We start from the raw sequence: 13,147 nt of genomic DNA on the forward strand, positions 1-13,147 counted from the left end.
GCTGGCCTCCTCACGTGGCATATCGTCAACCGTGTGAGCTCGATCCTCTTCCGCAATGGCGTGGTGCACTCGCCAGCCGATCCGTTCGCCGAGGCAGTGCTTGTCGAGGACGGTGTCGTCGCGTGGCTCGGTGCCAACGACACCGCCGACGGCTTTGCGCGACGCGCCGAACGCGTCGTCGACCTTGACGGCGCGCTCGTCACACCCGGGTTCGTCGACTCCCACGTCCACCTGCTGCGCACGGGCGAGCAGCTCGACGGTCTCGACCTGCAGGGCGCGCGTTCCGCTCGCGACCTCGTCCAGCTCGTACCCGCGCGCGCCACCCTCGACGAGGGCACGGTCGGGGGGCACGGCTGGGACGAGACCGGGTGGGACACTGCCGAGACTCCCTCTCGCGAGGCGCTCGACGCGGCAGCGGGGGAGCGCGCGGTCGCGCTCGTCCGTGCCGACCAGCACTCGAGCCTCGTCTCGACTGCACTCGCCCGCGAGCTCGGTCTCGCTGACCTCCCGGGCTGGAGCCACGACGGTCCTGTGACGGGGGCGGCTCATGCCGCGGTCTCGGCACACCTCACGCAGCAGGCGCAGGCGCGGCACGACGAGCTGACGACGCTCGCCCTGCGCACGGCCGCGGAGCGCGGGATCGTCGCCGTCCACGAGATGTCCCTCCCGTCGATGGACACGCGCGCGGGGCTCGCCGACCTGATCGCCCGGACGGCGGACCCCGCCTCCGGGCTGCCGCTCGTCGTCGGTTACCGGGGCGAGCTGTGCGAGACGACGTCGGACGTCACGGCGCTTCGTGAAGCGATCCCGGGCCTCACCGGTGTCGGCGGGGACCTGGCCGTCGACGGATCGCTCGGTTCACGGACGGCAGCGCTCAACGTGCCGTACGCGGACGACCCGGATGGTGGCGCGGGCACGTTGCACCTCAGCACCGAGCAGATCACCACCCACGTGCTCGCGGCGACCCGCGCGGGCGTGCAGGCAGGCTTCCACGCGATCGGCGACCGTGCGCTCCAGGAGGTCCTGCTCGGATTCGAGACCGCAGCCGACCTCGAAGGTCTCGCCGCGGTCCGTGCCCGAGGACACCGCATCGAGCACGCGCTCATGGTGGGGGCGCCCGCACTGGCAGCGCTCGTCCTGCTCGGGTTGCGCCTGTCCGTCCAGCCTGCGTTCGACGCGCGCTGGGGCGGCCCCTCGAGCATGTACGCGGCCCGCCTGGGTGCGACGCGTGCGGCCGACACGACACCGCTCGCTGACCTCGCCGGGGCAGGTGTCCCGCTCGCCCTCGGCTCTGACACGCCCGTGACACCCTTCGACCCGTGGGGCGCGGTGGCGGGTGCGCTCCTGCTGCGCTCGGCCGACCAGCGCATCTCGGCGCGCGCGGCGTTCCGCGCTCACACTCGCGGCGGTTGGCGCCTCGCGGGGCTCGACCACACGGGTTCCGGCGAGATCCGTCTGGGCGCACCCGCGCACCTCGCGGTGTGGCGCACCGAGCATCTCGCGGTCGAGGGGCCGCACGCGCCAGGTTCGGCCTGGAGCACGGATGCCCGTGCCGGCACCCCGCTGCTGCCCGCGCTCGGTCCCGACGAGCCGTCTCCCACGTGTCACATGACGATGCGGGACGGCGTCGTGCTCTACGAGCAGTGGTGACGGCCCACCAGGGCGTGAGGACCGCCCAGACCTCCCGGGCGTCCAGGACGGCGCGCACACCTCGACCCGCGCCGACCGAAGCGGCACGTCCGCGGCGCGTTTCGCTCGTCCTCGCGCTCGCCGTCGCTGCGGGCGGCGGCTGGGTGACGAACCTCGGGTTCCCCGACACCGATACGTGGTGGCTCGCGATCGCGGGCGTCGCGATGCTCGTCGTCGGGCTGGGCGCGACGGGACTCGGGGGTCGGGCCGCATGGCGAGCCGCCGGGCTCGGCCTCGCGTGGGGGCTGGCCTTCTTCCTGCCGCACCTCGTGTGGGCGGACGTGTCGGTGGGTGCCGTGCCGTGGCTCGCCCTGTCGGGCGCGCAGGCGGGCATGGTGGCGCTCGCGTGCGCCGTCTACACGTGGGTACGGCGCGCCTCGTGGCTCCAGACCCGACCCTGGCTCGAACCTGTCGCGTTCGCGGTCGTCTGGACCGCCGTCGAGCTCGTGCGGTCCCACTATCCGTTCGGAGGATTCCCGTGGGGGCGCCTCGCGTTCTCGCAGGCCGACTCCCCACTCGGGCGGCTCGCATGGCTTGGTGGAGTGCCTCTCGTCTCGGCGGCGACCGCGCTCGTCGCAGGTCTCGTCGCGTACGTCCTGCTCAGCCTCGTCCGGCTGCGCCTCCTTGGCGCTGCGGCGGCGGTCATCGTCGCGGCGGCCGTGACGGCCTCGGGGATGTTCGTTCCGATCGCTGCGCGTGCCGAGGCGGGCACGCTGCGCGTCGGAGCTGTTCAGGGCAACGTCTCCGAGCCGGGCTCCGGCTCGTTCGGGCATCAGCTCGAAGTGACAGGGAACCACGTCGCGGGAACGCTGGCGGTCCTCGAGCGCGCAGACGAAAGGGGCGTCGACCTCGTCGTGTGGCCCGAGAACGCCTCGGACGTCGACCCTCGCGTCAACCCTGAGGGACGCGAGCTCATCGTGGAGGCGGTCGAGGCCGCGGGTGTTCCCCTGCTGTTCGGCACACAGGAGTATGTGGACACCGGCCGCTACAACCAGTCGGTCCTGTGGGTCCCGGGCGAAGGGATCACGCACGTCTACGCGAAGCAGGTCCCGGCTGCGTTCGCCGAGTACATCCCGTGGCGCTCGTTCTTCGAGAGGCTCTCGGACAAGGTCGCGCTCGTGCGCACGGACATGCTCCCCGGCGGTGAGGTCAGCGCGATCCCCGTGCCCATCACGCGGCTCGACCGCGACGTCACGGTCGCGTCGATCATCTGCTTCGAGGTCGCCTACGACTTCGTCGCACGCGACGCCGTCAAGGGTGGGGCCGAGGTGCTCTTCGTCCCGACGAACAACTCCAACTTCGGGTACACCGCCGAGTCGACGCAGCAGCTGGCGATGACGCGTCTGCGCGCGATCGAGACGGGCCGGGCCGCCGTCCAGATCTCGACCGTCGGCGTGAGCGGTGTCGTCGATCCCGCGGGGCGCGTCCTTGAACGCACGGGTCTCTTCACTGCAGAGCAGCTGCTCACCGATCTTCCGCTGCGCACGTCGACGACTCCGGCGGTCTCGTTGGGCGCCGGCGTCGAGATCTTCTTCGCTGCGTTCGCATCTGTCCTGCTCGGACTTGGTATCGTCTCCCGTGCTCGTTCCCGTTCGCTAAGGAAGTGACGATGTCCGCCAACGATGGCGCTCGGCCCGGGGACGCTCCGCGTACCCTCGTCGTTGTCCCCACCTATGACGAGTCGCTCACGCTCCCGGGCACGCTCGGGCGGCTGAGGGACGCCGTGCCCTGGGCTGACGTCCTCGTCGTGGACGACGGCAGCCCCGACGGCACAGGAGCGCTCGCCGATGCGATGGCCGAGGCGGATCCGGCGATCCATGTGATGCACCGTGAGGGCAAGCAGGGCCTCGGTACCGCGTACGTCGCGGGATTCGGCTGGGCCCTCGAGCGAGGCTACGAGATCGTGTGCGAGATGGATGCCGACGGGTCGCACCGTCCCGAACAGATGCCCGCGCTGCTCGCCCGGATCGTGGCCGAGCCGTCCGTCGATCTTGTCATCGGATCGCGGTGGGTCCCGGGGGGCGAGGTCGAGAACTGGCCGCTGCACCGCGAGGTTCTCTCGCGGGGAGCCAACCTCTACACGCGCGTCATGCTCGGCATGCACGTGGGCGACGCCACCGCGGGGTTCCGTGCGTTCCGGGCGACCATGCTCGAGAAGCTGGACCTCGAGAAGGTCGCGTCCCAGGGCTACTGCTTCCAGGTGGACATGACGCGGCGCGTTGTCGCTGCCGGCGGGCAGGTCGCCGAGGTGCCGATCACGTTCGTGGAGCGTGAGGCCGGTGTCTCGAAGATGAGTCGCCACATCATCGTCGAGGCGCTGGGCCGAGTCACGGTGTGGGGAGTCGAGAAGCGAGGGCGTCAGCTGCGCAGCCTCGTCTCGCGTCGGTCCCGCTCGGAGCAGGGCGCACCGTCCTCTCTGTGAGCCCTGCGGGCCCCACACCGGCACGACGCCCTCACTGCACCTGACCATGCCCTCGTCAGGGCACGACGAAGGGGCCCCGACCTCACGGTCGAAGCCCCTTCGGGTTCCTGGGCGGGCTCGGGGGGTGCCGACCCAGGAAGTGTCGGTGCTCGGCCGAGCGGGGTGGTGCCGGGCCGGGCGGAGAAACTACGCGGAGCGGCGGAGCTTGCCCGCGCGCAGGAGGCTGAGACGCTCGTCGAGCAGCTCTTCGAGCTCGGAGATCGTGCGGCGCTCGAGCAGCATGTCCCAGTGGGTGCGGACCGGCTTGGTCGCCTTGGGTTCGGGCTTGTCCGCGTCACGCAGGAGCGCGGTCTCGCCGCAGCGGCACTCCCACTCGACCGGAACCTCAGCCTCGGTGGAGAACGGGAGAATGATCGTGTGCCCGTTGGGGCAGTCGTAGTGCGCCTGGAAACGCGGGGCGAAGTCAACGCCCTCGTCGTTCTCCATGCTCTTGGCGCCGATGCTCATTCCACGCAACGACCGGTCGGCCATCTCGTCCTCCAAAAGGCTGTTGTCCAGCGGGGTGTCCTGTGAGGTCAACGTCGTGACGTCCGCGGTCGTTCCCCGGGGCCGTGAAGGTCCGGTGAAACGCGGTGCGGGGTCAGCGGGCTCACCGTGATCGGTGGGGTACGCACCGGTCGGACATGCAGGGGAGCCGCTCTGCGCGGCGATGCTAAGGGCGGGCCCACCGTGAGGTGGGTCCGGCCAGGCGGGTGCACGGGACTTTTCGTCCTGTCTCACGAATTGTGCCGTGGAAAACCTCACCGGGCCAGGGGAGACTCTATCCCGTAGAGCGTCCGCTCGGGGTGAGCGTGCCGGTGACGATGCTCACGCGCGGACGGGTCCGGCTGCCGGGGCGTGTGAAGATGACGGAGCCGGCACAACGTGGAGGTTGACGATGACTCATGGTGAGCACCCTGCCGATGCGCACGACCTCATTCGGGTGCGCGGGGCGCGCGAGAACAACTTGCGCGGCGTGTCGGTCGACATCCCGAAACGTCGGCTCACTGTCTTCACGGGAGTCTCGGGCTCGGGCAAGAGCTCACTCGTCTTCGACACGGTCGCTGCTGAGTCGCAACGGATGATCAACGAGACCTACTCGGCGTTCCTCCAGGGCTTCATGCCGACGCTCGCGCGTCCCGAGGTCGATCAGCTCGACGGGCTGACGACGGCGATCATCGTCGACCAGGAGCGGCTCGGCGCAAACCCGCGTTCGACGGTCGGCACCGTGACGGACGTCAACGCCCTGCTGCGCCTGCTGTTCTCGCGCCTCGGCACGCCGCACGTGGGCGGACCGAACGCGTACTCGTTCAACGTCCCCACCGTCCACGCGAGCGGCGCGCTGACGGTCGACAAGCCTCATGCCACGGCCGTGCGGACGACCTTCTCGCAGACGGGTGGCATGTGCCCTCGGTGCGAGGGGCGGGGGCGGGTCAACGACATCGATCTTGCCGAGGTGCTCGACGAGTCTCTTTCGCTGCGCGGGGGAGCGATCAAGGTGCCCGGATACGTCGCAGACGGATGGTATGTGAAGATCTTCTCGGAGTCGGGGTTGCTCGACGGCGACAAGCCTGTGGGGGAGTACACCGCACGCGAGCGCCACGACTTCCTCTACAAGGAGCCCGTCAAGATCAAGGTCGGGGGGACCAACTTCACCTACGAAGGCCTCATCCCCAAGATCCAGAAGTCGATGCTCGCCAAGGATCCCGAAGCGATGCAGCCGCACGTGCGGGCGTTCGTCGAGCGCGCGGTCACGTTCCAGACGTGCCCGGAGTGCGAGGGAACACGCCTCACGTCAGCCGCGCGCGGCTCGACGATCGCCGGGCTCTCGATCGCTGACGTGTGCGCGCTGCAAATCAGCGACGCGCTCGAGTGGACACGCCAGGTCTCCGACGTGAGCGTCGCGCCGATCGTCGACGGGCTGCGCGCCGCGCTCGGACACTTCGTCGAGATCGGGCTGGGCTACCTCTCGCTCGACCGGTCGTCGGGGACCCTGTCGGGCGGCGAGGCACAGCGGACCAAGCTCGTCCGCCACCTGGGATCAGCCCTGACGGACGTCACGTACGTCTTCGACGAACCGTCGGTCGGCCTGCACCCGCACGACGTGCAGCGCATGAACACGCTCCTCGAAGAGCTGCGCGACAAGGGCAACACGGTGCTCGTCGTCGAGCACAAGCCCGAGACGATCGCGGTCGCCGACCATGTCATCGACCTGGGCCCGGGGGCAGGTTCAGCGGGCGGCACGATCACGTTCGAGGGCTCGGTCGACGAGCTGCGCGCGTCCGACACGCTCACGGGACGACACCTGTCCTACCGAGCAGCGGTCAAGGACGTGGCACGCACCCCGTCGGGGGTGCTGCAGATTCGCGGGGCAAGCCTCCACAACCTCAAGGATGTCGACGTCGACGTACCGCTCGGTGTGCTCACCGTCGTCACGGGCGTGGCCGGGTCGGGCAAGAGTTCTCTCGTGCACGGGTCGATCGCCAAGCGCGACGGCGTCGTCGTCGTGGACCAGGGCGCGATCAAGGGATCACGACGGTCGAACCCTGCGACGTACACGGGGCTGCTCGAGCCCGTGCGCAAGGCGTTCGCGAAGGCGAACGGCGTCAAGCCGGCGCTGTTCTCGGCCAACTCCGAAGGTGCGTGCCCCGCGTGCAACGGTGCGGGCGTCATCTACACGGATCTCGGCATGATGGCCGGCGTGACGACGACCTGCATGGAGTGCGAAGGCCGACGTTTTCAGGCGGACGTCCTTGAATACCGGCTCGGCGGGCTCAACATCGCCGAGGTGCTTGCGCTTCCTGTGGCCGAGGCTGCGGAATATCTCGCGGCCAAGGAGTCGCGCGTTCTTGCCGCGCGCTCGATTGCCGAGCGGCTCGTCCAGGTCGGGCTCGGGTACGTGACGCTCGGTCAGCCGCTCACGACGCTCTCGGGCGGCGAGCGCCAGCGGCTCAAGCTCGCGACGCACCTCGCGGAGTCGGGCGGGATCATCGTCCTCGACGAACCGACGAGCGGGCTGCACCTCGCGGACGTCGCCCAGCTGCTCGGCTTGCTCGACTCGATGGTCGACGCGGGCCGGACTGTCATCGTCGTCGAGCATCACCAGGCCGTCATGGCCCACGCGGACCACATCATCGACCTCGGGCCCGGCGCAGGGCACGCCGGCGGCGAGATCGTCTTCTCAGGGACGCCCGCAGAGCTTGTTGCTCAGCGCTCGACCATCACGGGAGAGCACCTCGCGCGCTACGTCGACGCGTAGCGCGCAACCGCCGCGGCTCCGGTGTGTCGCCGGAGCGCGTGGCTCTGGTCATTCGGCGATCCCACCGTGCGCCGATAAGGTACATTATGTCAGATGGAGGTGGCGACACCCTCCCCGGAGGCTCTGGCACGTCGACCCCCTGCCGCAGCCGACTCGCCCGCGATACCGTCGCGCTGTGAGCAGTCCCGTCCAGAACGGCCACCCCGTCGGCGGCCCCGGCCGCGCCGAGCGCGGCACGGCCGCGCGCGCGTTCCACGCGGCGGTCGTCGTCGCGTTCCTCGGCGCACCGCTCGGGCTCGCCGGCTGCGCGTCACCGTCGGCGGCGCCTCCGCGCGCTGCGCCTTCCGCAGCGCACCAGGACGAGCTTCGCGCGGCCGACGGCAGGCCGTGCCCGGCCGAGCTGCCGCTCGGTGAAGATCCCGGCGGATACGGGTTCGGGATCGAACGTGGCGCGACCGAACGTCCACGCGTCCAGGAACCGCAGTCTGCCTGGGTGTGCCGCTATGAACAGACAACGCTGCAAGCCCCCGATGTCGGGCATGCACCGTTCGCGTGGATCCTGACCGACGGCCCGACGGAGCTCGAGGCAGAGCACCTCGGACCGCTCACGAGCGCGCTCAACGACCTCGCACCGTTCGCGTCCGACGACGTCTCGTGCACCGCTGACCTCGGCCCCCGCTGGATGGTCGTCACGTCCCACGAAGGCGATCTCACCGCGGTCGTCGTCGACGACTTCGGCTGCCACATGACGCGACTGAGCGACAACCCGCAGACGACCCCGCCGGGAGCCGCCGGCCACGGTGGCGCCGTCGGCGGCGTCCTCGACGGCGGCACTGCGATCCTCGCGGCGATCCAGGCCGAACTGCACCGCTAGCGCCCCGCCCCTGCACCGCGCAGAGGATCGATACGATGAGGCTCTGGCCGCGGGTCCACCCGCAACCGCTCCACCGCAAGGGATCCCGTGTACGCACTGCTTCTCGCCATCATCTACGTCGCCTTCGTCAGCCTCGGGCTCCCCGACTCGATGATCGGCGCCGGCTGGCCTGCGATGCACGCCGACCTTGGCGTACCCCTGTCAGCAGCCGGCCTCCTCACGATGATCATCGCGGTCGGAACGATCGTCTCGAGCCTCCTCTCCGAACGCCTCACCCGGCGCCTCGGGACCGGCCTCGTCACGGCCACGAGCGTCGGCATGACAGCCGCTGCCCTCTTCGGCTTCGCTTCCGCCGACGCCTTCTGGGTGCTGTGCCTGTGGGCCATCCCCTACGGCCTCGGCGCGGGAGCCGTCGACGCCGCGCTCAACAACTACGTCGCGCTGCACTTTGCCGCCCGTCATATGAATTGGCTCCACAGTTTCTGGGGCGTCGGCGCCTCGATCAGCCCGTTCATCATGAGCTTTGCGCTCTCGTCGGGCTCAGGATGGCCCAGCGCCTACCTGTCCGTCGGGATCGTCCAGGCCGTCCTCACGCTCGCGCTGCTCAGCACGCTCCCCCTGTGGGGCCGCGTGAGCACGACGTCCTTGCTGCCCGACGCGTCGCCCGGGCCCGACGCCTCTGCCGAGACGGACGCCGTTGGCCCAACGGCGGCGCAGGACGCGGCTCCCGGACGCGGGCACGTGCCCCTCGGCGTCGCGCTCCGCACACCGGGAGTGCTCTTCGTCCTCACCGCGTTCTTCGCCTACTGCGGTCTTGAGTCGACCGCCATGCTGTGGTCCGCGAGCTACCTCGTCGCTGAGCACGCCGTCTCCCCCGCAACCGCCGCCGCCTTCGGCTCACTGTTCCTGCTCGGCGTCACGGCGGGCCGGTTCGCCTCAGGCTTCGTCGCCGACGCCGTGGGCGACACCGTCCTCATCCGGGGTGGATTTCTCACTGTAGGCGCGGGCGCGCTCCTCATCGCTCTTCCTGTCCCGACCTCGGCCCTCGCACTGACGGGCCTCGTCCTCGCGGGGCTCGGGTCGGCCCCCATCTACCCCGCCATCATCCACTCGACGCCGGCGAACTTCGGCCGTCACAGGTCGCACGCGATCATCGGCATCCAGATGGCCGCCGCGTACACGGGCACGACCCTCATCCCGCCGCTCTTCGGCATCCTCGCCACGTGGCTCGGCATGTGGTTGCTCCCGTTCTTCATCCTCGTCTTCGTCGTCCTCGGCATCGTCATGTCCGAGCGTCTCAACCGGATGGTCGCACTGCGCCGCACGGCGCAGGCCTCCGCAGCACTCCCCCACGACGCTCCCGCACTGCCGGGTGAACCGACCGACGGATAGGGTTGCCCCGTGCCCTTGTCTGAGACCGTCCGCCGCAACCTGCTGCGGACAACAGCGATCGCCATCGCGACCCCCTTCACGCTCGCCGCGGCCCTCGTCGTCGCGGAAGCGATCAAGACGTACCGCCACGGGCGCACACCGGCACGCTTCCCGCACCTGCCCCCACTCGACGCGAGCATCGGCACGACGCGATCGACCGTCTACACCTACGGTGAAGACGTCTACGCCGCGATGCTCGACGCGATCCGGGGTGCCAAGCGCACGGTCCTGCTCGAGTCCTACATCTGGAAGCAGGACGAGCTCGGCGAGGAGTTCAAGGCAGCCCTCATCGAGGCCGCGGAACGCGGCGTCGAGGTCTACGTCATCTACGACGGCTTCGCCAACTTGGTCGTGCCGCGTGCATTCTTCGACCTGCCCGCACCGATCCACGTGCTGCGCTATCCGTTCTTCCACCTCCGGGTGCTCACGCTCAACATCCGCCACATGGGCCGCGACCACCGCAAGATCCTCGTCGTCGACGACGAGATCGGCTTCGTCGGAGGCTTCAACATCGGCGCGCTCTACGCGACCGAGTGGCGCGACACGCACGTGCGGCTCGTCGGCCCCGCCACATGGGACCTGCGCAACGCGTTCGTCGACTTCTGGAACACGGCCCGCAAGCCGCACCAGCCGATCTTGCCGGACCCGGGATCAGACGTGTGGGACCCTCATGTCCGTCCTGCGCGCAACGTTCCGGCGCACATGCTCTTCCCCATCCGCGGGATCTACCTGCAGGCGATCGACCGCGCACGGCACCACATCTACATCACGCAGGCGTACTTCATCCCCGACGAAGAGCTGCTCGCTGGGCTTCTCGCGGCGGCACGCCGCGGCGTTGACGTCCGCATCATCGTGCCAGCCGCCTCGAACCACGTCGTGACCGACTGGCTGTCCCGCGGGTTCTACACGAGCCTGCTCACCGGCGGCGTGACGATCTGGATGTTCGAGAACGCGATGGTCCACGCGAAGACCGCGACGATCGACGGGCAGTGGACGACGATCGGCACGGCGAACATCGACCGGCTGAGCCTCACGGGCAACTACGAGATCAACCTCGAGATCTTCGACCGCGACGTGGCTGCGCAGATGGAACGCGTCTTCGCGACGGATCTGTCGAACTGCCACGAGCTGACGCTCGATGAGTGGGCACAACGCCCGTGGTACTCCCGGCTCGGCGAGCGGATCCTCGCTCCCCTACGCCCGCTCCTCTAGTGCGCGCGCTCGTCCCACGCGTCGTTCACGACACGGGACGGCCTGCGGGACCACGCGCACTCAGGAGTCGCGTGTCGCGTCGGCGATGTCTTCTTCGGGTCGAGGCGGAACTGTCTCGTCATCCTCGAGAAGCGGAACCTCGGCAAACTCGGGGTGGGCCGCCCGCAGCTGAGCAGCGACGTCGTGAGGGTCGGGCCCGGGGCCGGTCACGGGTCAGCCGACGTTCCGCGCGCGTCGTCGCGCAGCCAGCTCGTCGACGGGCGACGCAGCCTGCTCGTCCTCCGAGAGCCGCTCGGTCGGGAGAGCGGCGAGCGTTCCCTCGATCTCGCGCCACACACGGCCGACGGCGATGCCGAAGACACCCTGGCCACCCTGGACGAGATCGATGACCTCGTCGGCGCTCGTGCACTCGTACACCGAGGCCCCGTCGCTCATGAGGGTGATCTGTGCGAGGTCGTCGACGCCGCGCTCGCGCAGGTGCCCGACCGCGGTGCGGATCTGCTGGAGGGAGACACCCGTGTCGAGCAGCCGCTTGACGACCTTGAGCACGAGGATGTCGCGGAAGCTGTAGAGGCGGTGCGTCCCCGAGCCCGTCGCGGGGCGCACGGTCGGCTCGACGAGCCCTGTGCGCGCCCAATAGTCGAGCTGGCGGTAGGTGATGCCTGCGGCGCGGCACGCGGTCGGCCCGCGATAGCCCGTGAGGCTGTCCGACTCGGCGAGGTCCTCGCCGAAGAGGAGGCCCTGCGACGCGATACCCGCGCGCGCTGGTCCCTCGTTCGTCTCTCCGGTGACGCTCACTGTGCCTCCTGATGGCGTGGTCCGCCCCCTTGCGAGGACGGGCTCGATGTCTACCGCTACGCTACGGTCCGCCTCTGACAGCGTCAACGACATCGCCCCCAACACGCCTTCGGCGTGTCGCGGTTCGAACCTTGACCTTCAACTACAACTTGAGGGTCGTCGTGCGCGACGCGGATCAGCCCAGATCGAGGCGCGAGACCGACTGGCGCAGCATGGCCGCGTGCAGCTGCGTGAACGACTCCCCCAGCTCGACGGCAGCAGCCTCCGCGCGCGCCCGCGCCGAACGCGCCACCTTGGCGCGCGACGGGGCCACGACCTGCTCGACCAGGCCGACCTCGCGGTCGACCGCAGTCCGCAGGACACGGAGGTGACGCGGCTCGACGCCGTGCGCAGCGAGCGCCGAAGCGTGCAAGATGATCTGACGCGCCCATGCGTCCATCCCGCCCCGCTCGTCGAGCCGGACGATGCCCGCCTCGACGAGGTCGACGACAAAACCCTCGTCGACGTCGAGATCTGCCGCAAGCGACGCCGCAGTCTCACGATCGGCCGCACGCAACGGCGCGTACACGACGCCCTCCGGAACGGCACGCGGCCCCGCCACGACCTCGCTCAGCCCGGCATCGAGCTCGGCTAGCTGCTCCTTGATGACACGCAACGGCAGGTAGGCGTCACGCTGCTGCGCGAGCGCGTACCGCAGCCGCTCGACATGAGCCTGCGAGTACTGGCGGTAGCCCGCGGGCGTCCGCACCGGCTCGACGAGGCCCTGCTCCTCGAGAAAACGCAGCTTGGAGTGCGTGAGCGCCGGAAACTCCGGCTTGAGCGCCGAGAGCACGTCAGAGATGCGCATCGTCGCGACGGTCGGCGCGCCCGGCGGCCAGGCGCGCACGAGGTCAAGCTGAGGCGCCTCGTCGGCAGCGTCCGCCGAAACCTGCGGCAACTGCCGCGGCGTCACGCAGAGGCCCCGGGCTGGCGTCGGCTCGGGAAGTAGACCATACGGAACTTGCCGATCTGGACCTCGTCACCCGTGCGGAGAGACGCCGTGTCGACGCGTTCGCGATTGACATAGGTGCCATTGAGCGAGCCCGAGTCGCGCACCGCGTAGCCCGCGCCGTCGCGCACGAAGGTCGCGTGCTTGCGGGAGACCGTGACGTCGTCGAGGAAGATGTCCGACCGCTCGGAACGCCCGACGTGGACCGTGTCGGAGTCGAGCAGGAAGCGCGAGCCTGAGCCGGGCCCGCGGAGCGTGACGAGGAGAGCGCTGCCCGCGGGCAGCGCGGCGATCGCGGCCTCGTCCTGCAAGCCCGGCCGTTCGACGGGTTCGTCGCTCACGACCTCGGCCGGAATGGCCCCGAAGACGAGAGTCTGGTCGACGTTGAACCGGGCGTCGTCGCTCGGCGTGGAACCAGTTGCGTGCGTCATGGGC

The 13,147-nt window shown here is 69.8% G+C and carries 12 protein-coding genes; 7 read left to right on the plus strand and 5 right to left on the minus strand.

Going from position 1 to position 13,147, the window contains the following annotated elements; translation table 11 throughout:
* Nucleotides 1–33: 33 nt before the first annotated feature.
* From ACTVCO_RS09015 to ACTVCO_RS09025, 3 genes are read left to right on the plus strand one after another with little or no spacing between them, the layout of a single operon-like run.
* Nucleotides 34–1,650: an amidohydrolase gene (locus ACTVCO_RS09015; RefSeq protein ID WP_443728087.1), complete on the plus strand. Its 1,617-nt coding sequence runs from the start codon at nucleotides 34–36 to the stop codon at nucleotides 1,648–1,650.
* The gene (gene lnt / locus ACTVCO_RS09020) at nucleotides 1,647–3,296 is read left to right on the plus strand and encodes an apolipoprotein N-acyltransferase (protein ID WP_443728088.1); all 1,650 of its coding nucleotides are present in this window, start codon (nucleotides 1,647–1,649) and stop codon (nucleotides 3,294–3,296) included. The genes ACTVCO_RS09015 and lnt overlap by 4 nt, the downstream gene beginning before the upstream one ends.
* 2 nt (nucleotides 3,297–3,298) lie before the next feature.
* Complete coding sequence (locus ACTVCO_RS09025) at nucleotides 3,299–4,111, plus strand: polyprenol monophosphomannose synthase (protein ID WP_443728089.1); 813 nt, start codon at nucleotides 3,299–3,301, stop codon at nucleotides 4,109–4,111.
* A 186-nt stretch (nucleotides 4,112–4,297) separates the two neighbouring features.
* Here the strand turns inward: ACTVCO_RS09025 and ACTVCO_RS09030 are convergent, their stop codons facing one another.
* A complete protein-coding gene (locus tag ACTVCO_RS09030; protein WP_443728090.1) occupies nucleotides 4,298–4,642 on the minus strand; it encodes an RNA polymerase-binding protein RbpA in 345 nt (114 codons plus the stop codon).
* 406 nt (nucleotides 4,643–5,048) lie between these two features.
* Here ACTVCO_RS09030 and ACTVCO_RS09035 point away from each other — a divergent pair, with 406 nt between their 5' ends.
* The 4 genes from ACTVCO_RS09035 to ACTVCO_RS09050 all read left to right on the plus strand — a co-directional run bounded on the left by ACTVCO_RS09035 (nucleotide 5,049) and on the right by ACTVCO_RS09050 (nucleotide 10,926).
* The gene (locus ACTVCO_RS09035) at nucleotides 5,049–7,409 is read left to right on the plus strand and encodes an ATP-binding cassette domain-containing protein (RefSeq protein WP_443728091.1); all 2,361 of its coding nucleotides are present in this window, start codon (nucleotides 5,049–5,051) and stop codon (nucleotides 7,407–7,409) included.
* Nucleotides 7,410–7,584: 175 nt separating this feature from the next.
* Entirely contained in the window at nucleotides 7,585–8,283 is a 699-nt protein-coding gene (locus ACTVCO_RS09040; protein ID WP_443728092.1) for a hypothetical protein, read from the plus strand.
* 87 nt (nucleotides 8,284–8,370) lie between these two features.
* A complete protein-coding gene (locus ACTVCO_RS09045; RefSeq protein WP_443728093.1) occupies nucleotides 8,371–9,675 on the plus strand; it encodes an MFS transporter in 1,305 nt (434 codons plus the stop codon).
* Nucleotides 9,676–9,684: 9 nt separating this feature from the next.
* On the plus strand, nucleotides 9,685–10,926 hold the full coding sequence (locus tag ACTVCO_RS09050) for a phospholipase D-like domain-containing protein (protein ID WP_443728094.1): 1,242 nt from the start codon (nucleotides 9,685–9,687) through the stop codon (nucleotides 10,924–10,926).
* A 60-nt stretch (nucleotides 10,927–10,986) separates the two neighbouring features.
* Here ACTVCO_RS09050 and ACTVCO_RS09055 read toward each other — a convergent pair whose 3' ends face one another.
* From ACTVCO_RS09055 to ACTVCO_RS09070, 4 genes are all read right to left on the minus strand, one after another.
* On the minus strand, nucleotides 10,987–11,136 hold the full coding sequence (locus ACTVCO_RS09055; RefSeq protein WP_443728095.1) for a hypothetical protein: 150 nt from the start codon (nucleotides 11,134–11,136) through the stop codon (nucleotides 10,987–10,989).
* Nucleotides 11,137–11,139: 3 nt separating this feature from the next.
* Complete coding sequence (locus ACTVCO_RS09060) at nucleotides 11,140–11,724, minus strand: MerR family transcriptional regulator (protein ID WP_443728096.1); 585 nt, start codon at nucleotides 11,722–11,724, stop codon at nucleotides 11,140–11,142.
* A 175-nt stretch (nucleotides 11,725–11,899) separates the two neighbouring features.
* On the minus strand, nucleotides 11,900–12,676 hold the full coding sequence (gene ftsR, locus ACTVCO_RS09065; protein ID WP_443728097.1) for a transcriptional regulator FtsR: 777 nt from the start codon (nucleotides 12,674–12,676) through the stop codon (nucleotides 11,900–11,902).
* Nucleotides 12,673–13,143 (minus strand): FHA domain-containing protein, encoded by a 471-nt coding sequence (locus ACTVCO_RS09070; RefSeq protein ID WP_443728098.1) that lies wholly within the window; start codon nucleotides 13,141–13,143, stop codon nucleotides 12,673–12,675. The genes ftsR and ACTVCO_RS09070 overlap by 4 nt, the downstream gene beginning before the upstream one ends.
* Between the last annotated feature and the right edge of the window lie 4 nt (nucleotides 13,144–13,147).

Source organism: Sanguibacter sp. A247 (assembly GCF_052324925.1).
Taxonomy (GTDB): Bacteria; Actinomycetota; Actinomycetes; order Actinomycetales; family Cellulomonadaceae; genus Flavimobilis.